The sequence below is a fragment of the Hymenobacter cheonanensis genome (assembly GCF_030581075.1).
Classification (GTDB): Bacteria; Bacteroidota; Bacteroidia; order Cytophagales; family Hymenobacteraceae; genus Hymenobacter.
Window position 1 is genome coordinate 144,804 of the sequence record NZ_JAUQSW010000002.1, and the last position, 21,964, is coordinate 166,767.

Genomic DNA, 21,964 nt, shown 5'->3' on the forward strand with positions numbered 1-21,964 from the left:
CTACCATCAGGGCTGGCATTTGCCAGCCCGGCTTTATCCTGTACGGCCCAACTTGCTGACTATCAGCGTTGGCAACGAGCCATACGATTCGACTACTATTACTGGGACGCTAAGCACGACGCGCTACGGCCGGTGCTGGCCACGCAGCCCGCTGACACCCTGCGCCCGCTACCCCGCACCTCGTCCTCTTGGCTACCCCAAGCCGTCGACCTGACCCGCCAGCGAGCCGGCCGCCCCCAGTGGCCCGCCGACTCGCTGGGTCGGCTGCTGGCCTACGTGCGGCTGGCGCACGCTATTCAAGACCTGCACCGCCCCGACTCTGCCGCCTACTACCTGGGGCGGGCCTGGCGGCTGGCTGGGGCACGACAAGGGCAGCAGCGACCGGCCGCCGTGATAGCGCTGGCCAACGAGCTGGCCGGGCAGCACTACGTCCGGGGCAACTACGACAGCACGCTCTACTACTACCAGCAGGCGGCCCGGCAGTTTCGGGTGGTGGGCCCCGACAGCAGCCTAGCGCTCGACCCGGCTACCACCCGGCCCGCCGACTTGCGCCGGTCGCCCGGCCTGTCGCTGGCCGGTATCCTGGCCAATGCCGGCTCGGTCTGTCGCGTCCTGGGCCGCCTGCCCCTGGCCCTGCGCTACTACGAGCGGGCCCGGAGCCTCTACCAACAGCAGGGCAACCTGGGTGGTATCGGCTGGACGCAGTGCCTGATAGGCGAAGCGTACGCCGCCCAGGGCAACTACCCCCAGGCCGAGCGGGCATATGAGCAGGCGCTGGTCACCTACCACCGCTACGGCCAGCCGGCCGCCACCCGACGCTCGGTCGGGAGTGACCTGGCCGATGTGCTGCTAAACTACTACCTGCCGCTGCTGCTGGAGGGCCATAGCCACCAGCCGCCTGCCTACGCCAGCACCCTGGCCGCCGAAGCCACCGCTTTGATGCGTGCCGCCCCCGACAACGCGCTGCTGCTCACGCGCCTGAACCTGGTGCCGGCCCAGGTGGCGCTGCTAGGCGGCCGGCCCGCCGAGGCGGCCCCCTGGCTGGGCCGCGCCCGCACCTGGCTGCGCTACGGGGCCCCCGACACTACGGTGGCCGGCTGGCCCGCCCGCAACCAGCCCTACGCCGAGGTGAAAGCCTTAACCCTGGGCCTGACTGCCTGGCAGCAGCAGCCCACCCACCCCGCGCGGGCCCGTCGGCTGCTAGCCGAGGCTGAGGCCCTGCTCACCCGCTACCCCCGCACGGCCCCCCAGCCCAAGCCCCGCCAAACCCTGGCCGGTGTGGCTCTGGCCATGGGCGAGCCGGCCGTAGCGCTGGCCTTGCTGCGGCCCCTGCAGCGCGGCTACCAGCAGTCGGGCAGCCTGCTACCCCTGAGCCAGCTCACCGAATTGCTCACCCAGGCCTACGCCCAGGCCGGCCGCTACGACAGCGCCTACACCTACGCCCGCCGCACCCAGCGCCTCACCGACACCCTGCGCCAAGCCCAGCAGTTTGCGGCGCTGGCCGCTACCGAAACCCGGTTTCGCACCCGCGAGCAGGCTGCCCAGATTGCCCACCTCACCGAGCACGAGCGCCAGCAGGCCCGCCTGGTGCGCCTGGCCGGGGCCGGGGCCGGGCTGCTGGCGCTACTGGCGCTGGCCATTCTGCTGGCCCTGCGTACCACCCGCCGCCTCAACGGGCAATTGACTGCGCAGGCCACCCAGCTGCAAGCCCAGGCCGAGCGCCTCGGCGAGCTGGATGCGGCCAAAAATCAGTTTTTTGCCAACGCCAGCCACGAGTTGCGCACCCCCCTCACGCTGGTGCTGGCCCCGCTCGAAACGCTGCTTGCCAACCCCACGCAGACGCTGCTGGCGGCCGGGCACGCGCCCGTGGCCCTCGCCTACCGCCAGGCTCAGCGCCTTCGCGAGCTGGTCGACCGCATTCTGGACCTGACCAAGCTGCAGGCCGGGCGCCTGCCCGTGACGCCCACCCCCACCGCGCTGGCGCCGTGGCTGCGCCGGGTAATAGCGCAGTTTGAGGGGCTAGCCACTGAGCGGGGGGTGCGTCTGCTAGGTCCCGCTGCGCTGCCCGAGGCGCTCCACCTGCTGGTAGATGCCGACAAGCTGGAGCAGATTCTGGCCAACCTACTCAGCAACGCGCTGAAACACACGCCCGCCGGCGGCACGGTAATCGTGGAGGCGGCGTTGCCCGGTCCCGATGGGCGCTACGCCCTGACCGTGCGCGACACCGGGCCCGGCATTGCAGCGGCCGAGCACGAGCGGGTGTTCGAACGCTTCTACCAAAGCCCGCAGCACCAGCCCCAAGGAGGTACTGGGCTCGGCTTGGCCCTGAGCCGCGAGCTAGCCACCTTGCTGGGGGGCACGCTTACGCTGGCCAGCCAGCCGGGCGTGGGCGCGGCTTTTACCCTCACGTTTGCCGCCGAGCCAGTGGCGCCAGCCGGGAACGTATTGGCAGAAGAGCCGGCGGAAAGCCCGGTACTCCCGCCCGACCAGTCGCTAGCCCTCGCTCCCTCCACGCTAGCTAGCCCGGGTGCTCGCCCCCGGGTGCTGGTGGTAGAAGATGAGCCCGACCTGCGCGAGTACTTGCGCGAGCTGCTCAGCCCCACCCACGAAGTGCTGACCGCCGCCAGCGGCCTGGCGGCGCTGGAGCTGCTGGCCCACGAGGCCCCGGTCGACCTGATTACCACCGATGCCATGATGCCGGGGCTGAGCGGCACCGAACTACTGGTCCGCCTCAAGGCTAGCCCTGCCCTGGCCGGCGTGCCGGTACTTATGCTCACGGCTCGCGCCGATGAGGCGCACCGCCAGCTAGCCCTCACCGTGGGCGTCGATGACTACCTGACCAAGCCCTTTGGGGCGGCCGAGCTGCTGACGCGCGTGCAGGTGCTGCTGGCGCGCCAGCAGGTGCGGCGCCACTTCGCCACGTTGCCAGCCGAGACGGCGGCCGAGCTGGTTGGCGAGCCAGCCGGGGAGCTACTTGCCCCGACGACCCCGAGCGCGGAAGTTGAGCTGGAAGTGGCAGCGGCCCTACCGGCAGTAGCGCAACTGGCGCAGTGGCAGGCGCAGGTGGCGGCGCACCTGGCCAACGAGAAACTCAGTACGGCCGAGCTAGCCCGCCTACTGGGTTTGAGCGAGCGCACGCTCTACCGGCGGCTGGGCGAGCTGGCGGGCCTCACGCCCGCCGCCTGGCTGCGCGAGCTGCGCCTGAATCAAGCCCGGCACCTGCTCGAAGCCGGCGGTTTTGGCTCGGTGGCCCAGGTGGCCGATGCGGTGGGCTTTGCTTCGGCCAAGTATTTCAGCACGTGCTACGCCGAGCGCTTTGGCCGGCGGCCTAACGACTACTTACCAGCCAAATAATTGGTCTATAAGCAGTTGGAACAGGACAAAATCCTGCCAACAACTGAAATCGCGAGTGCGGAGCAGAATGGCAGCTTTTTGGCCAGGTTCCTTAAAACTGGATTTTAGTTTTACTCCCGGGTATGTCCACTCACCAGCTTGGGTTTTCGGACACCGGCCTTTTAGGACCGGCTAGCCCCGTGCCACGCCGCCCCACTGCGAGTGGCACAGCCAGGTGCGGCGGTACACCGCGCCCGCACTACTCCTCTATTCTACTACTGCTCGCTCTACCCTAGCCCCGCTTATTCTACCCTGCACTTCTTTTGCTATGACACACTTCTTCTCGTTGTCTTCATTGCTCGCCGCCCGCCGGTTTGCGGCCTCGTGGCTAGCCGGGTTGCTGGCGGTACTGCTGCTGCTGGCGCCGCTGCTGGGCCAGGCGCAGCCGACGCCCTACCTCACTAGCCTATCGCCTACCAGCGGCAGCACCGGCACCAGCGTTATCATCACGGGGGCGAATTTAGGCGGCACCAACACCTCCAGCGTGGCGTTCGTTGGCCCATATGGCTTTCCCATTAACGCGACCTTTACGGTCAATAGCGCCGGCACCCAAATCAGCACGAGCGTGCCGGCCGGGGCCATCACCGGGGCCATCACCGTCACCTGCGTCTCCGCCGCCGGCGTCGTCACAACGCTTACCACCGCCACCTTCACAACCGATAATTACCTCATTGGCTCGCAGGGAATTACCGTTTGCTCGGGCAACATCTACGACGACGGCGGACCGAACGCCAACTACCGCTACAATCAGGACTATTCGACTACCATCAGCCCCGCCACGGCTGGGAGCAAGATAAGACTCTCCTTCACGCAATTTGACATCGACCTCGTTACTGCCGTCTTTATTATCTACGACGGCCCGGATGTCAATGCCCCGGTCATTGGTCAGTATAAAGGGACCAATAGTCCCGGGGTTGTAACGGCCACCAACGCTGCTGGCCAGCTTACGATACGCTTAGTCAATTTCATTACTGCCAATACCGACGCCCGCCCCGGCTTTGCCGCCACTATTGCCTGCGTGGCCGGCTTGCCCATCATCAGCAGCTTCTCGCCCGACAACGGGGCGGCGGGCACAAGCGTGACCATCACGGGCCTGAACTTCAACGGCACCACAGCCGTGGCCTTCAACGGCGTGGCGGCCCCTTTCACAGTCAATTCCAACACGCAACTCACGGTGAGCGTGCCGGCCGGCGCTACCACCGGCCCCATCACCGTCACCAATGCCCTCGCTACGGGGCGCAGCGCTAGTAGCTTCGTGGTGCAGCCGCTCACCATCAGCAGCTTCTCGCCCACCAGCGGCACAAGGGGCACGAGCGTGACCATCACGGGCCTGAACTTCACCGGGGCCACGGCCGTGGCCTTCAACGGCGCTTCGGCCGTTTTCTCAGTCAATTCCGGCACCCAGATTACGGCAACGGTGCCGGCCGGCGCTACCACCGGCTCCATCAGCGTGACGACCCCTAGTGGCACGGGCACCAGCACCAGCAGCTTCACGGTGCTGCCGCTCACCATCGATAGCTTCACGCCCACCACGGGGGCGGCGGGCACGAGCGTGACCATCACGGGTCTGAACTTCAGCGGCGCCACGGCCGTGCGCTTTAATGGCGCTTCGGCCGTTTTCTCAGTCAATTCCAACACCCAGATTACGGCAACGGTGCCGGCCGGCGCTACCACCGGCCCTATCAGCGTGACGACCCCTAGCGGCACGGGCACCAGCACCACCAACTTCGTCCTGGCGCCGCCCGTCATCAGCAGCTTCTCGCCCGCTAGCGGATTGGTGGGCGCCAGCGTGGTAATTACGGGCACCAGCTTCTTGCAGACGTCGGCGGTGCGCTTCAACGGCACGGCGGCTTCGGGCTTTGTGGTTAATTCGGACACCCAAATCACGGTGAACGTGCCGGCCGGCGCTACCACCGGCTCCATCAGCGTGACGACCCCTAGCGGCACGGGCACCAGCACCAGCAGCTTCATGGTGCTGGCGCCCACCATTAGCAGCTTCTCGCCCGCCAGCGGGTTGGTGGGTAGCGGGGTGGTGATTACGGGCACCAATTTCACCGGCGCCACGGCCGTGCGCTTCAACGGCACGGCGGCTTCGGGCTTTACCGTGACCTCCGACACCCAAATCAACGTGAACGTGCCGGCTGGGGCCAGCACTGGCCTCCTCAGCGTGACGACCCCCACCGGCACGGGCACCAGCGCCAGCAGCTTCACGGTGCTGGCGCCTGCCATCAGCAGCTTCTCGCCCACCAGCGGCACCACGGGTACGAGCGTCATCATCACGGGCACCTACTTTACCGGGGCCACGGCGGTGCGCTTCAACGGCACGGCGGCTTCGGGCTTCGTGGTCAACTCCGACACCCAAATCACGGTGCCGGTGCCGGCCGGGGCCACCAACGGCCCTATCAGCGTGACGACCCCTAGCGGCACGGGCACCAGCGCCACCAGCTTTACGGTGCTGTCGCCCGCCATCAGCAGCTTCACGCCCACCAGCGGGGGGCAAAGCGTGTCCGTGACGATTACGGGCGTCAATTTCACCGGCGCCACGGCCGTGCGCTTCAACGGGGCACTGGCCCCGGGCTACGTGGTTAATTCCGACACTCAAATCACCGTGAACGTGCCGGCTGGAGCCAGCACTGGTCCTATCACGGTGACGACCCCTAGCGGCACGGCTACCAGTGCCACCAGCTTCACGGTGCTGGCGCCCGCCATCAGCAGCTTCTCGCCCACCAGCGGCACAGCGGGCACGAGCGTGGTGATTACGGGGGCCAATTTCACCGGCACCACGGCCGTGGCGTTCAACGCCACGGCGGCAGCCAGTTTCGTGGTCAATTCCGATACCCAGATTACGGCCAGCGTGGCGGCGGGCACGCTTAGCGGCTTCATCACCGTCACCAACGGCGTCGGCACGGCCACCAGCGCCAGCAATTTCGTCACCGGCTCGAGCCAGATACCCTTGCTCACGGCGGTATCGCCGGCGCGCAACCTACCCACCGCTCCGCCAGGTGCCAATGTGGTGCTCACCTTCTCGCAGCCAATGGCCGCCAGCACGGCGGGCAACGTGCGCGTGTTTGGCGCGCAGCGCGGCGGCCAGCTGGTGCGCGGCGGCAATGCCACCGCCAGCGGCAACACCATTACCGTGGACCCGGCCCGCCCGTTTGCGCCCGGCGAGCGGGTGATGGTGACGGTGCCGGCCACGGTGCAGAGCACGGCCGGCTACAATACGCTAGCCCGGGTGCATGAATTTACGGCCGCAACGGTCCCGGCCACCGGCACGTTCCCGAATACGCCGACGTCGCTGACCATGGGGAGAATGTCGGCGGCGATAGCGCTGGGCGACCTGAACGGCGATGGGCTGCTGGACCTGGCAACGAGTGATTACGACGGCACGGGTGTGACCAGTGACCCCAACCAGTACCCGGGGGTGGTGGTGCGGCTGGGTGTGGGGGGCGGCCGGTTTAGTAGTACGGCCTACACCTATTATGGTGCGTCTACTCCCGGCGACATTTCGCTGGGTGATGTGGACGGCGACGGTGACCTGGACATTGCGGTGGTTTCTACCACCGACCCCGGCCCCCGCGGCGGCCCTGGCTATCAAGTGAATATCCTGCTGAACGATGGGCAAGGCCAATTCCCCACCTCCGCTAGCAAGTCCATAAGCGTGTACAATAACCCTACCCACGCGGTGCTGGGCGACGTGGACGGCGACGGCGACCTGGATATGCTGATAGCCGCCAATAAGGCGTCCGTGAGCTTCAACAACGGCAGTGGCACCTTCACTGATGCCAACGATGTCGCCAGCAGCAGAAATCCCGCCATTACCGTCCCCACTCCCTACGGGGTGTACGACGCAGCCCTGGCCGACGTGGACGGCGACGGCGACCTGGATGCCCTGATAGCCAACTACAACGTCGTGAGCGTGCGGCTCAACAACGGCAGCGGCGTTTTCGGCGGCGGCACTGACGTGCCCGTGGTCGGCGTAACCACCAAGCTGGTGGTGGGCGACGTGAACGGCGACGGCTACCTGGATTTTGCGACGAGCTGTAGGGCGTCAAATTCGCTGAGCGTGCGGCTCAACCTCGGCAACGGTACCTTCGGGGGCGGCGCCGACTATCCGGTGAGCTTCACGCCGGGCTTCCTGACGCTGGGCGACCTCGACGGCGATGGCGACCTCGACCTGGTGACCGGCAATGGGTTCGGGTCCACCATCGCGACCTCATCGGGACTGGCGGCTATACGCTTCAATAGCGGCAACGGCACCTTTAGCGGTGGCTCCGACTTTGCCACCGGGGGGTCCCAGGCCTGCGTGGCACTGGGCGACCTCGACGGCGACGGCACCCTCGACCTGGCCACGGGGCATACGGGCACCTACGCATCGGCCGGCGCTGCGGCGTCGGCGCTTTACCTCCGCTTCAACACGGCCCTGCCGCCCACCATCGCCGCCTTTTCGCCGCAGAGCGGGCCGGCGGGCACGCCCGTCACGTTCACCGGCACCAACCTGACCCAGGTGCGCGGCGTGCGCTTTGGCGCCAGCACTGAGCTAGCCCCCATCACGGCGCAAACGGCCACCAGCCTCACGGTGCTGGTGCCGGTGCGAGCAGCCAGCGGCGTCATTACCCTCACCTCCGCGCAGGGCGTTAGCGTGCCCACGGCCACGGCCTTTACCTATACGCCCCGCCCCCTAGGCCTGGTGGCTACGTTGACCACGGCCGGCCCGCTCGATGTGTGCACCCCGCGCACGCTCACGGCCACGGCCGCTAGCCCGGTATTTGCCGCCGGGACCGGCGTTGATGCTGGTGTCTTCGTGGCAATGGAGCAGCCCAATGGCAAGCTGCTGCTGGGCGGTAACTTCACCACCTACCAGGGCGCTACGGCCAACCACCTGATTCAACTCAACCCCGACGGCAGCCCCGATGCTACCTTCAGCACCGGCACGGGTGCTACCGCAGGCTTCAATAACACGGTGAACAGCGCCGCGCTACAAGCCGATGGCAAGCTGCTGGTGGGCGGTTTCTTCACCACCTACCAGGGCGCGCCGGCCAATGGGCTAATTCGGCTCAACCCCGATGGCAGCCCCGACGCCACCTTCAACACCGGCGCGGGTTTTACCGGCGGCAAGGTGGGCGTGAACAGCCTGGTGGTGCAGCCCGATGGCAAAATTCTGCTGGGCGGCGACTTCACCACCTACCAGGGCGCGCCGGCCAATGGGCTAATTCGACTTAACCCCGACGGCAGCCCCGACGCCACCTTCAACACCGGCGCGGGCTTGAGTGGCGTGGTGAACAATACTGTGGTGAACAGTATTGTAGTGCAGCCCGACGGCAAAGTGCTGCTGGGTGGCGACTTCACCACCTACCAGGGCGTTACGGCCACCCGCCTCATCCGGCTCAACGCCGACGGCAGCCGCGACGCCAGCTTTGCCACCGGTAGCAGCTTTAACAGTACAGTGAATGCGCTGGCCCTGCAAGCCGACGGCAAAGTGCTGGTGGGCGGAGGCTTTTCGCAATATATCGCCCGACTCAACCCCGACGGCAGCCCCGACGCTACCTTCACCCCCGGGTCTGCCATAACCAGCACGGTGAACTACCTGGCGTTGCAGGCCGATGGTAAGATACTGGTAGTCGGCACCTTCAACACTACTGCCAGTCCTGTTAACAACATCGCGCGGCTCAATGCCACTGGCAGTCTGGATGGCACCTTCAACGCTGGTGGTTCGGGCTTCGACAAAGGGGCGCGGCGGGTGCTGGTACAGTCCGACGGCAACCTGTTGGTAGCCGGCGGCCAATTCACGACCTATAATGGCGCTCCTGCCCCCAGGCTCATTCGCCTCAACCCTAACGGTAGCCCGAACACCGCGCCTACGCCCGTGAGCGGGGCCACGTTCACGTTCTCGCCGGGCAGCACGACCACTAATCCGCTCGTTGCCAGCGCAGCCGGCACCTATTCGGTGGTGGCTAGCCTCAACGGTGCCACGTCGGCGGCCTCTAACGCGGTCGTGCTCACGCCCTGCACCACCGCGCCCACCGTCACGGCCTTGAGCGCCGCGGCCGAGCTGCCGGGCATGCCCATCACGCTCACCGGCACGGGCTTCGCGGCGGGCAGCACCGTCTCATTTGGCGGGATAGGGGCTAGCAGCGTCACGGTGAATTCGGCTACTTCCATCACGGCCGTGGTGCCGGCCGGCGCCACGCCAGGCAGCAGCGTGGTGGTCGTGACGGCTCCTGGGCTTGGCAGCAGCGCCAGCGCCCCGCCCTTCACCGTGCTGGCCGTGTACGATGGCGCCACGCTAGGCACCTGCCTCACGGCCGTGCCTGCTACCACCAGTATCAACGATGGCGCCTGGCACTACTTGCTGAGTAGCGGCGGGCAAGTGGTAGCAGCCTACAATTACACTGGCGCCTCGCTGGGCGACCTCTCCATCGACGTGCTGCTGGCCGACCCTAGCCAGCCCGTGCGCCAGGATGGCAATGGCCACTACTACCTGGGCCGCAACTGGCACCTGACCAACAGCGCTGGCCGCTTCGACGGCCGCACGGTGGGCCTGCGCCTCTACGGCCTCAACACCGAGCAGGCGCGCCTGCAAGTAGCCGACCCCACCGCCACGCTCACCAACCTGAAAGCCACCCAGTACAGCGGCGCCAACGAGGACTGCCAGCTGGCCAACGACGACCCGAGCGGCGAGCGCCGCGTGCTGCCTGCCCCGGCCAGCTCGCCCAGCGGCACTAGCTACTTCGTGTCGTCGCTGGCCGTGGCCGACCACTTTTCTGAGTTTTACCTTACCGGCAGCAGCGTACCGCTGCCCGTGGAGCTAGTCGACTTTACGGCGCAGGCAAAGGGCCAAACCGTGCAGCTGAGCTGGCGCACGGCTTCGGAGAAAAACAGTGCCCGGTTTGAAGTAGAGCGCAGCCTCGATGGCAGCAGCTTCACCCGCATCGGCCAGGTGGCTGCCGCTGGTAGCAGCACCACGCCCCGCAACTATGAGCTACTGGATGCCCAAGTGCCGGCCGGCGCTACGCTGCTCTACTACCGCCTGCGGCAAGTAGACCAGGATGCCAAATTCAGCTACTCGCCCGTGCGGACGGTGGCGGTAACGAAGTCGGCTAGCCTGGCTCTGTTCCCGAACCCAACGACGAGCGCCCGCGGCGCCACCCTCACCGGGGCAGTGCCGGGCGCCCCGGTGCACGTGTACGACGCCCTGGGCCGGGAGGTGCTGACCCTAGCGGCCGATGCCACCGGCAAGGCTGTGCTGGAGCTGCCGCGCGATGTAGTGACGGGGGTATACGTGGTGCGCACGGGCACTGCCGCCCTGCGCCTGGTAGTCAATTAAATCCAATATCGAGTCCCGTCTGCCAGTTTACTCCAAACTAAACGCTGGGAGAGGCGCTATCAGCAGGACCTCATGAAGCCCGAGCAAAATACAGGATAACAGCCTACTCAGGTAGGGGATAATTTCAGCCAGAAAGGTGACATCGGCAAGCCCATTTTTTACACAATTGTTAGGGGCTCATTTTGCTTAGCGCCTTGGCGCGTGCATGTGCATAAGACGCACCCAGCTTTTCTCCCCCTATCTTCTGGGTAGCAGTTGCCTCGTTCGGGTACGCGGGTTAGATGGCACTGACATAGTGCATGTCGGACAACGTGCGCACTAGCGTACTTTATACGGCCGAAAAGGCCGATTCTGGGCAGCAGGCAAACTTTGGGATATTCTTATCAAGAATGGCCGCTTAGCTCAAAGCCGGTTTTCATTCCTCCTCGCACTGCCTTGAAAGTGACTCCTGCGTCGTTTTGAAAAGAAATAAACATGCATGTTTGAGAGGGTACCGGGTCTGAAAATCGCGTTTCTTTTGACTTTGCCTCCCTCCGCATCGCTCTCAGGAGCCCCCAGGGCGCGAGAAACTCAGCCCTAAACCTCCCAGTTTGAGTAAACCTCAGACATTTAGCCGGGGGCCAACCGGCACTGGGCCGATTGCCCTTTTTTCGACCTTTTCAACCTGCGAGACACCCATGCCACTCACCTACAGCCAGGGCAGCACGATGCGCCTGAGTTGCTCCACATCGGGCGGGCTCTGCGAACTCATGGGCCGGACTGGGCGCCTGTTCAGCGCCACCGACAGCCTCGCCGCCGGCGGGTAGGTGCTGCGCCCCCCCGATGCCACCACCAGCAAGGTGATGCTGTACTAGCCAGCGGCTGGCAGTCGCCTTATCGAATAAGGAGGCCATACTTCACCATGGCGAGGCCGGCCCTTGTTTCGCGGGCGTTATCGGCCATCCCACACAGGTAATAAACTAATAATGAGGGCTATCTAACCCTCATCAGCTTTAGTGGATAAAGTATTATTCATGTAATATTTACGAAATAACCAAGAAGGAATTTTGTGCCGACAAATAAGGCCCCTACCTCTAGCTAAGCTCCTAAGCTCACCTGGTTTGGCGGACTTAACAGTCGCAGCGGCTACGCAGCTAGTAATCGGCTTTTGCTACCACTCTTTCCTTCCTGATGAAACAATTTTCTACTAATGTCAGCACCCGGCTGGAGTGCTTCCGGCGGAGCCTTGCCCCAACCCTGGTGCTGACCGTGCTAGCGGCGTCGGCCCTGGCCCAAACCCAGGCCGTGAGCGGCCGCGTGACGGCGGCCGGCGGCGACGGCCTGCCGGGCGTCAACGTCGTGGTGAAGGGCACCTCGGTGGGCACGACTACCAATGCCGAGGGCAGCTACTCGCTGGCCGTGCCTGGCAATGCGGCCGTGGTCACGCTCACGTTCTCGTTTGTGGGCTACAAGCCGCAGGACGTGGTGGTGGGCAACCAAACGGCTATCAATGTGACGCTGGGCGAAGATACCAAGCAGCTGGACGAGGTGGTGGTGACCGCGCTAGGCATTAGGAAAGAAGCCCGCACTATCGGCTACACTACGCAGGAGATTGCGGGTGCGCAACTGGTTAAAGCGCGCGAGCCCAACCCGGTAAACGCGCTGACCGGCAAAATTGCGGGCCTCACGGTGGCGCCCAGCGCCGAGCTGCTGGGCCGCCCGCAGCTCATCCTGCGCGGCAACTCCGACTTGCTCTTCGTGGTGGATGGCGTGCCGATTAATTCGGATACCTGGAACATCAGCCCCGACGACATTGAAACCTACACCGTGCTGAAAGGGCCCAATGCGGCGGCGCTCTACGGCTTCCGGGGCCAGAACGGGGCCATTATGATAACCACCAAGCGCGGCACCGGCGACAAGCGCAAGGTGGCGGTGGAGTTCAACTCCAGCACCCAGATTCAGCCCAGCTTCCTGGCTATTCCGGAGCGGCAGAACGAGTATGGCTTCGGCTCGAACTACCAGTATGCCTACACCAACGACCTCTACGACCTGGGCAACGTGAACCGCCGGGCCAACATCTGGGGGCCGCGCTTCGAGGGCCAGCCGGTGCCGCAGTACGACTCGCCAGTGGTGAATGGCGTGCGGCAGGGCACGCCCTGGCTGGCACGTGGGGCCAACAACTTTCGCGATTTTATGGGCGTGGGTGTGCTCTCGGCCAACAACGTATCGGTGTCGTCGAGCGGCGACAACTACGATGTGCGCCTGTCGGTGTCGAACAACTACCAAAAGGGCCTCGTGCCCAATACGGGCCTGAACATCACCAACTTCAACCTGAGCACGGGCGTGCACTTCAACACCCGTCTCAGGTTTGACGGGGCGCTGAACCTGAGCCTGCAGAACTCGCCCAACATTCCGCAAACCAGCTCGGGGCCGGAAAGCGAAACCTACATTTTCCAGGTGTACGGCTCGGCCAGCTGGGCGCTGAGCGACATGCGCGACTACTACAAGGGCCCGCAGGGCGTGCCCGGCGTGCAGCAGTACTACGCTGAATACGGGCGTGGCAACAACCCCTACTTCGTGGCCTACGAGTGGCTGTATGGGCACAAGAAAACCGACCTCTACGGCTACGGCCGCCTCAGCTATAAGCTCAGCGACCACCTCAACCTGGCCCTGCGCTCGCAGGTGACGACCTGGAACCAGCTGCGCACCGAGAAGGTGCCCTACTCGGCCATCACCTATAAAACGCCCGACCTGCGCCAGGGCGACTACCGCGAGGACCGCCGCAACCTGCTGGAAAACAACACCGACCTGCTCCTGACCTACAACCAGGACCTGGGCCAGCACTTCAGTCTGAGTGCGGTGGCCGGGGCCAACGCCCGCCTGTTCAACTACAATGCGAGCTGGGCCACGACGGACTTCCTCATCGTGCCGGGCGTGTACAACTTCAGCAACTCGAAGAACCCGGCCCAGGCCTACGACTTCAGCTCCGACATGACGGTGCTGAGTGCCTACGCCACCACCGACCTGACGTGGAAGAACATCGCCTCGCTAGGCCTGACCGGCCGCTTCGATAAGCTCTCGACGCTGCCGGCCAAAAGCCGCACGATTTTCTACCCCTCGGTATCGCTGAGCACGGTGCTCAATGACTACCTGCCGCTGCCCGAAGCCATCTCGTTTATCAAGCTGCGCGGCTCGTTTGCCAACGTGAAGGGCGGCAACACGCAGTCAACCATCGGCTCGGCCTACCAGGCCGTGACGGGTAATTCCGTATCGAGCCTGATTGGCTACGGCTCGGAGGTCACCACGCCCTACGACGGCCCTAGCTACGTGAACCAGAATAGCTACACCATCACCAAGCCCTACAACAACCAGCCGGCCGCTAGCTACACCAGCAGCCTGGCCAATCCCAATCTGCGCAGCTTTTCGGTGACTTCCTACGAGTACGGGATGGACGCCAAGTTTTTGGGCAACCGCCTGGGGCTCGACGTGACGCACTTCACCTCCACCAACGGGCCGCAGATTTTCCCGCTGCCGGTGGCCTCGTCGTCGGGCTACAGCAGCCAGGTGGCCAACGCCGTGACGACCCAGAAAAACGGCTGGGAAGTGGCCCTGACCGGCGCCGTGCTGGCCAACCCCACCGGCCTGAGCTGGGACGTGCTAGCCAACTGGAGCACCTACAAGGAGACGCTGAAGGAGATTTACGGCAACGAGCAGAGCATCTACCTGGCCGGCCCGAACCACGTCTTCACCATCGGCGACCGGCTCGATGGCTACTACAGCTACAACTTTTTGCGCGCCCCCGACGGGCAGATTATCCAGTCCTCGACCGGCACGCCGCTGACGCGGCCCTCGGGCACCAACACCCAGCAGCTGCTGGGCTACACCAACCCCGACTGGGTGTGGGGCGTGACCAACCGCTTCTCGTACAAGAACTTCAACTTCAGCTTTCAGTTTGACGGCCGGGTGGGCGGCGTGATTCGCGACCAGGTGTATGCCTACGCCATGAACTCGGGCAACCAGCCCGAGCTGGTGCAGGGCGCCCTCGGCGCGGCCCGCCTCCAGGAGTGGCAGAGCACCAACCTCGGCACCAAGGCGCCTACCCCGGCCTACGTGGGCCCCGGCGTGGTAGTGGCCAACGGCGGCACCGTGCAGTTCGACGCCAACGGCAACATCTCGAACCTGAGCAGCCTCGAATTTACCCCCAATACCAAGGCCGTGACGGTGCAGACCTACGCCCAGGGCATCTACAACAGCGGCATCGAGGAGCCCTACATGGTGAGCAAGACCTACGCCAAGCTGCGCGAAGTCATTATCGGCTACTCTTTCCCCAGCAGCCTGCTGGCCAGCCGCTTCATCAAGGGCGCCAACATCTCGCTGGTGGGGCGCAACCTGCTCTATTTCGCGCAGCGCAAGGATTTCGACCTCGACCAGTACGCCCAGGGCTACAGCGCCTCGTCGCAGAGCACCCTCAAAAACCCCAGCCTGCAATCGGCCACCACGCGCTCGATGGGCGTCAACATTAACCTGACTTTCTAGATGAACCGGATTTTTACCCTGGCTAGCCTGGCCCTCGGGCTCGGGCTGGCAGCCAGCGGCTGCAAGTCGATGGACGAGCAGCTGCCCAACCCCAACGTGCCCACCGTCAGCAGCGCCGTGCCGCCCTCGCTGCTGCTGCCCCGCATCGAGTTTGACCTCTACAACAGCGGCGACGGCGGCCCCTTTAGCCAGGTGCAGCGCTGGAACCAGTACACGATTTCCAACAACCTCTACTACGGCGGCCAGAACCAATATAACTGGACCACCACGGCCAGCCTCTACGGAGTGCTGAAAAACGCAAACCAAATGGATGTGCTGGCGGCCAAGCAGCTCGGCACCCGCACGAGTGCCTACGCGGCGCTGGCCAAGTTTTACCGGGCCTACGTTTTCGTGTGGCAGGCCCAGCGCGTGGGCGATACGCCCGCCGCGCAGGCTGGCCAGGGCCTCGACAACCTCACACCCGCCTACGACACCCAGAAGGCGGTGTATGCCCGCAGCCTGGCCCTGCTCGACTCGGCCAATACCATGCTGGCGGGGCTAGCCGGCTCGTCGGCGCTGCCGGCCGCCATCAGCGGCGATATTTACTACAACAACGACCTGAGCAAGTGGCGCAAGCTCATTAATAGCTACAAGCTGCGGGTACTCATCAGCCTGAGCCGGCGGGCCGCCGACAACCCCGACCTGCAGATTCCGCAGCAGTTCGCGGCCATCGTGAACAACCCGGCCCAGTACCCGGTGCTCACCAGCAATGCCGACAACTGGAGCTTCGTGTTCAACTCGGCTTATAACACCTACCCCCACACCCCCAACGACGGCAACAACCAGTACCAGAACGCTGGGGCGGCCTACCTGAGCCTGACCACCGCTACCCAGGACCCGCGCACGTTCATCACGGCCACGCCCGCCCCGGCCCAGCTGGCGGCCGGTAAGGCAGCCAATGACTTCTCAGCTTACGTGGGCAGCAGCCCCGCCACCGGCCTGAGCGACCTGATGACGGGCTCGAACGCCGGCCAGTATTCGTTTACTAACTACCTGCGCTACTACTCGTCGGTGGCCGGCCCCGAGCCCTACATCATCCTGGGCTATCCGGAGCTGAATTTTAACATCGCCGAGGGCATCAACCGGGGCTGGGTGCCGGGCGCTTCGGCGGCGGCTTACTACCTCAAAGGCATCAACGCTTCGCTCGATTTTTACGGGCTAGCCGAGGGGCAAGTGCTCACCATCGGCAACGTGTCGGGCAAGCCGGTGGGCACGGCCACGGTGTCGCGCAGCGCGTTTCTGGCTAACCCCAACGTGGCGTACAAGGGTGACAATGCCAATGGGTTAGAACAGATTCTGAACCAGAAGTACGTGGCTTTCTTCCAGAACTCGGGCTACGAGGCGTTCTACAACTGGCGGCGCACGGGCCTGCCGCGCACCTTCGTAAGCACCGGCGGCGGCATCAACGCCAGCGGCAAGATTCCGCGCCGCTGGCAGTACCCGGTAGATGAGCAGACCTACAACGCCGACAACTACCGCAGCGCCCTCCAGAGCCAGTTTGGCGGCACCGACGACCTCAACCAGGACACCTGGCTGACGAAGTAAGGCTACCAGGGTTCGCCCCGATGGCATGGGGCGGCGCCCCATGCCATCGGGGCGAACCCTAGTAGCTTCTAAACTCATTCGTATGAAAAAGCTCCTTCTTTTACTTCTCTTCGCTAGCCCAGCCCTGGCCCAAACGCCCGCCGACACCGTCGTTTTTAACGCCCGGCGCGCCGTAACGCTCGAAGGTGCCAGTAATTTCCGCGACCTGGGCGGCTACCCGGCGGCTGGCGGCAAGCACGTGAAATGGGGCCACCTCTACCGCTCGGCTGATATTAGCAAACTGACCGACAGTGACTTGCTAGCCCTGCAAAGCCGCCACGTAGCGTTGGTGTGCGACCTGCGCGGCCCCCAGGAAGTGGCCCAGGCGCCCGACCGCCTACCCCCCGGCGCCCGGCGCCTGGAGCTACCCGCCGGCAGCGAGAACATCGACCCGCGCCTGCTGATGGGTGGTGCTAAAAACGTGAACCGCGATTCGCTGATGCGGGCCGTGTACACCAACACCAGCTTTTTTCGGGCCAAGTACAAGCCCTTGTTTGACGAGCTGCTGGCGCTACCCGGCAACGAGGCACTACTTTTCCACTGCACGGCCGGCAAGGACCGCACGGGCATCGGGGCGGCACTGGTGCTCGCGGCGCTGGGCGTGGACCGCCAGACGATTCTGAAAGACTACGCCGCCACTGACGTGTACTGGCAGGTGGGCCGTGCGCAGAGCGTGCAGCGCATGACCCAGGCCGGCCTGTCGGCCGAGGCAGTGGCAGCGGTGCGCCCCCTGCTCGCGGCCAACCCGGCCTACCTGGCCGGCACCTTCGCCGCCATTGACAGGCAGTACGGCTCGCTCGACAAGTACCTGGCCACCGAGATGGGCCTGACGCCGCAGAAGCAGGCGGCGCTGCGCGCCAAGTACTTGCAGTAGGCTACCGGGCAGCTTTCACGAAAGCATAACCTGGGCGTGGCACTAGGGCAAAGCTGCTGCCGGAGCTTTGCCCTAGTGCCATTTTGCTGCCATATGCCCCGTTATTTACCCTTATTGCTTGGTTTTACCCGCGTCGCATTGGTGGGGCAGGCGCAGCCTTTCCAGGCCACCGAGCCGCTGGGCCCGGCCGGAGCCAGCCCCCCGGTGCTGAACTATGCCGAGCAGATGCCCGCCTTTCCGGGTGGCGAGGTGGCGCTGCACCGCTACCTGGCCTCGCACATCACGTATCCGCCCGATGCCATGCGGCGCGGCTTATCGGGCCAGGTGGTGGTGCAGTTTGTGGTAGACGAGCAAGGCCGCGTGCTCGACCCGATGGTGGTAAAAACCACGAACGCAGCATTTAACGACGAGGCCCGGCGGCTGGCCTGGCTCATGCCCCGCTGGGCGCCCGGCCGGGAGCACGGGCAGGCCGTGCGGGTGCGCTGCACGCTGCCCATCACCTTCACTTTCAAGCGTTAAGGGCAAATTAATTAACCTACTGACGCCACCTTTTCTTCACGCAAAAAGCCCCGCACGGCACCGTGCGGGGCTTTTTGCACAAGCGCACTAGCCAAACCAGCTAGTGGGTGCTAGTCATCATCGTCGTCGTCATCAGCTTTGCCGGCCAGGGCAGTGGGGTACGGCTGCCGGCCCTTGGTGGCAAACCAGATGATGCGGTTCATCACGTCATCGCGCCCGCCGTCAAGGTGGTCAAACTCGGGCTGCTGCGAGAGGCGGCCAAACCGTCGAGCCGCCCCGGTGAGCTTGCTCAGCGGCAGGTTCATTGTGTTGAGCGGCACACGGTTGGGCACGCTGGCAAAGGGCCGGGCATTGGGCCGGGCGCCGAAGCACTCGAACATGGGCAGGGCCGTGGCGTCGACGGCGTTCATGGGCGGCAAACCCAGAATCTGCTCGATGGAGCGCACCATGCAGGTCTGGTTGTAATTTTTGCTCACGGTGCGGTGCAGCCGGCTGTAGGGGCTCACCACGAAGCCAGTGGTACGGTAGGCCGAAATGTGGTCCCAGCCCGCCTGCGAGTCATCTTCGGTCACGAATACCACCGTATTCTTCCAAAAGCGGCTCTTACTGAGCGCGGCCAGCATCCGGCCCAGGGCCAGGTCGTTGTCGGCCACCATAGCCCTGGGCGTGGGCATACCGGGGCGCGTGCCCACCGTATGGTCGGCGGAGAGGGCAATCACCGAAAGCTCGGGCAGGGCCTCGCCGGGCTGCTGCTCAAACTCGGCCAGCTCCTTGATGAAAGCCGAGGCCCGCAGCTGGTCGGTGATGCGCAGCTCGTCGGAGCCGGGGTAGTGGGGCGAGAGCAGGGGCCGCACCCGCGCAATAGTGCTGGTATTGGTGAAGTTGAACGGCCGGCCGGCCTGGTACCCCGCGTAGATGTCGCTCCAGCTCAGCCTGGTATCGTAGTGCGGCTTGCAGGCCTCGCCGTAGATGCGCACGGTTTTGCCGTGGTCGGCGGCGTTGTTCCAGATAAAGCCTTGCTTGCCATACACCAGGGCATCTTCCTGCACGTGGGGGTAAGAGCGAAACCAGGCGCGCACGTTCTTCTCCACGTAGTCGGTCACCATAGCAGCATCGGCCCACTGGTGGCCTTCGGCCGACGACTTGCCCGACACATAGTAATTATCGAGCAGCACAAAATCGCGGGCCAGCTGGTGCTGGTTGGGCGTCACGCTATCGCCAAACACGCAGAGCGACTTCTCGCCCCGGCCGGCCGGCACATCGCCGAGCACCTGGTCATAGGTGCGGTTTTCCTTGATAATGTAGACCACGTGCTTGAACACCGACGGCTCCCCAATGCGCTCGGGCATGGGGCGGGGCAGCACATTGGGCCGGGGCAGGCGCCGGGCAATCTCGCGGCGAAAGGTAAAATTGAGTTGCTCGACCTGCTCGGAGTAGCGCGCCAGCTGCGGGCCGGTGGGCAGCGCAATGAGCGACACGGTGGCGAGCTGGTGGTGCGCGTTGTAGGCCGCCGGGCCCTTGCGTACCACGGCCTCCAGCTCGCCGCCCGCCTGTTGCATGTCGCGGGCGCTCACGCGGGCGCCTTCGCCTTCGAGATTGGTTACGAAGAGCTGGTGCTCGCCCAAGGCTAGCCCGCCGGGGTAAGCCTCGGTGGGGATAAAGCCCAGCACCTGGCTAGAGCCGGCCGCGCCGGCCAGGGCTGCCGCCCGGCCCAGCTGCACCACGGCCACGGCATTGTCGAGGCCGTTGGCCACGTACAGCGTAGTACCGGCCGCGTTGAGGGCCAGCGCGTTGGGGCTATCGCCGGCAAAGCTCTGCCGGCCCGGCTGAAGCTCCACTCCAATGTGCTCGCTCACTTGCAGGCTGGTGGTTTCGAGGGCCGTTACCTCGTCGCTGTTGCCGTTGGCCACGTACACGAAGCGCGCGTCGGGGCTAGCCAGCAGCGCCGTAGGGTGCAGGCCCACGGGCACTTCCTTGATGACCTCGCCGGCCGCCGGGCTCAGCACCAGCACGGTGCCCTGGGCGGTGGCGCCGGTGGCAGGCACGGTGTAGGTACGGCCGTAGGCGCGGGGCACGCCGGCCACTTCGCGGTGCAGCGTATCGGTGGGCAGCGGCCCGCCCCAGTTGCTGATGAAGACCTGGCCGGCCGCCAGGGCCAGGCCGTAGGGCGCCACGCCGGTGGGGCGCGTCCACACGGTTTGGCCGGTGGCGCGGTCGAGCTTCACTACCTGGTTATTGCCGTTGAGGACTACGTAGAGGTAGTTGCGGCCGGCTTCGGTGGCTAGGGCAATAGCGTTGGGCAAGGCCAGGGGGGCCCTCACCGCCGCAAATGGAAACGCTCGTTGCACCCGGATTTTGCCCTCCGCGCACACCGCATCGAGCACATACGACTGCCGGTTCTGGCCGTTGGCCGCGCTCCAGAAGAGGTGTATTTCGCCGTCGGCCTCGCGCTGCGCTTTCAGGCCCGAATAGGTGCTCATGGCACCCTTGTAGCGGGCATCGTCGGCGTAGCTCCAGCGGGCCAGCATGGCGCGCCGGGCGGTATCGAGCAGGGCCACTCCGTAGCGGTCTTCCACGGCCAGCAGCGGCGTGTGGGGCACCAGTTGCGCATCGAGGCTGTGGTTTTCGAGGCTAGGGTCGCCGTAGCGCACCACGCGGCCGGCCGGCGCGATGAGGCGGTTGTAGGGAAGCAGCACGGGCAACACGCCGTTGTGTAAGGTACTGTCGTCGTAGGCCTGATGCATATCAGCCTGCTCCAGGCTGGTAGTAGTCTGGCGGGTTTCGGGCACCGAACAGCCTAGCAGGCCACTGCCAATACCTAAAAGAAGGACAACCGAGAGAAGAAGCTTCATGGTGGGCTACGCTCAGCTTTTTTAGTGTGAGCGAAAGCCACAAAAGAAACGGGCGCGATGGCCGTCGTCGGTTATGCCAGTGTTAGGGAATTGCCAAACAATAAGTGTATAGCCTGCCGCTTTGCACCCCAGGAAGTGTTAAGGCACAAATTATTCAGCTCTACGGGCTTTAGCTGGAAGAAAGGGGGGGCGTCGGTTGCCGGTGGCCCACCTGTTTTCTTGCTGCTACATGCCCCAATTCGGGCTTTATTCCTGCGGGGCGATGCCAGGCGCATCCACTAAGTCGCGTAGGGGCACTTGTAGTACCTGGGCCAGGGACAGCAACACGGAGGTGGTCGGGTAAAAACAGACAGTGGCAAGTCTTACCTTCCACTGCTCATGCCCGACAAACCCCTTCCGATTCCGAGCGGCGCGCCGCTGCCCCGCAAAAATACACGCCGGCTTTTAAAGCCGAGTGTGTGCGCCAAGTAGCCGCTGGGGCTCGCGCCCAGGGCCTCTCGCCCGCTTTGCTTGGCCGCTGGCAGCGCCAGGCATTAGCCGAGGCCGCGGCAGTGCAGAGCGCGAAGAGCTTAAGCACCTGCGCGCCGGGCTCAAACGCGTGGAGCAGGCGCGCGACATGTTAAAAAAAGTCGGGTCCATCTTTGCGCAGCCGCCGCACTCATGAGCCGTTACCGGTTTATCGAGCAGGGTGCTGCTACTGAGCCGGTGCAGGTGCTCTGCCGCGTGCTACAGGTCAGCGCCGCCGGCTATTATCCGTGGCGCCGCTGGGCTGGGAGCCGGCGGCCAGCGCCACCTTTTCGCGCCATGCCCAGCGCTACGGCACCCGCCGCCTGCGAGCAGAAGGGCGTGGCTTGGGCATAGTCC

Annotated in this window: 9 protein-coding genes; 8 read left to right on the top strand and 1 reads right to left on the bottom strand. The window is 64.9% G+C overall.

Translation table 11 applies throughout. The features are described 5' to 3' along the window. The first annotated feature begins 132 nt into the window (after positions 1 to 132). The 6 genes from Q5H89_RS04255 to Q5H89_RS04280 all read left to right on the top strand — a co-directional run bounded on the left by Q5H89_RS04255 (position 133) and on the right by Q5H89_RS04280 (position 18,248). Positions 133 to 3,354, top strand: coding sequence for an ATP-binding protein (locus tag Q5H89_RS04255; RefSeq protein WP_305018060.1), 3,222 nt, complete (start codon positions 133 to 135; stop codon positions 3,352 to 3,354). A gap of 307 nt (positions 3,355 to 3,661) precedes the next feature. After that, positions 3,662 to 10,717 carry an IPT/TIG domain-containing protein gene (locus tag Q5H89_RS04260; RefSeq protein ID WP_305018061.1) on the top strand — a complete coding sequence of 2,352 codons (7,056 nt, stop codon included), beginning with the start codon at positions 3,662 to 3,664 and terminating at the stop codon, positions 10,715 to 10,717. A gap of 1,170 nt (positions 10,718 to 11,887) precedes the next feature. Then, complete coding sequence (locus tag Q5H89_RS04265) at positions 11,888 to 15,232, top strand: SusC/RagA family TonB-linked outer membrane protein (protein WP_305018062.1); 3,345 nt, start codon at positions 11,888 to 11,890, stop codon at positions 15,230 to 15,232. Further along, complete coding sequence (locus tag Q5H89_RS04270) at positions 15,233 to 16,816, top strand: SusD/RagB family nutrient-binding outer membrane lipoprotein (protein WP_305018063.1); 1,584 nt, start codon at positions 15,233 to 15,235, stop codon at positions 16,814 to 16,816. 82 nt (positions 16,817 to 16,898) lie between these two features. Further along, positions 16,899 to 17,729, top strand: coding sequence for a tyrosine-protein phosphatase (locus Q5H89_RS04275; RefSeq protein ID WP_305018064.1), 831 nt, complete (start codon positions 16,899 to 16,901; stop codon positions 17,727 to 17,729). Positions 17,730 to 17,822: 93 nt separating this feature from the next. Continuing rightward, a complete protein-coding gene (locus Q5H89_RS04280) occupies positions 17,823 to 18,248 on the top strand; it encodes an energy transducer TonB (RefSeq protein WP_305018065.1) in 426 nt (141 codons plus the stop codon). A gap of 110 nt (positions 18,249 to 18,358) precedes the next feature. Here Q5H89_RS04280 and Q5H89_RS04285 read toward each other — a convergent pair whose 3' ends face one another. Next, a complete protein-coding gene (locus Q5H89_RS04285) occupies positions 18,359 to 21,100 on the bottom strand; it encodes a bifunctional YncE family protein/alkaline phosphatase family protein (protein ID WP_305018066.1) in 2,742 nt (913 codons plus the stop codon). A 248-nt stretch (positions 21,101 to 21,348) separates the two neighbouring features. On the opposite strand from Q5H89_RS04285, the gene Q5H89_RS23235 reads away from it, so the two are divergent. Beyond that, positions 21,349 to 21,723 (top strand): transposase, encoded by a 375-nt coding sequence (locus Q5H89_RS23235; RefSeq protein ID WP_369810642.1) that lies wholly within the window; start codon positions 21,349 to 21,351, stop codon positions 21,721 to 21,723. Positions 21,724 to 21,760: 37 nt separating this feature from the next. Next, entirely contained in the window at positions 21,761 to 21,961 is a 201-nt protein-coding gene (locus tag Q5H89_RS04290) for a hypothetical protein (RefSeq protein WP_305018067.1), read from the top strand. Positions 21,962 to 21,964 lie beyond the last annotated feature (3 nt).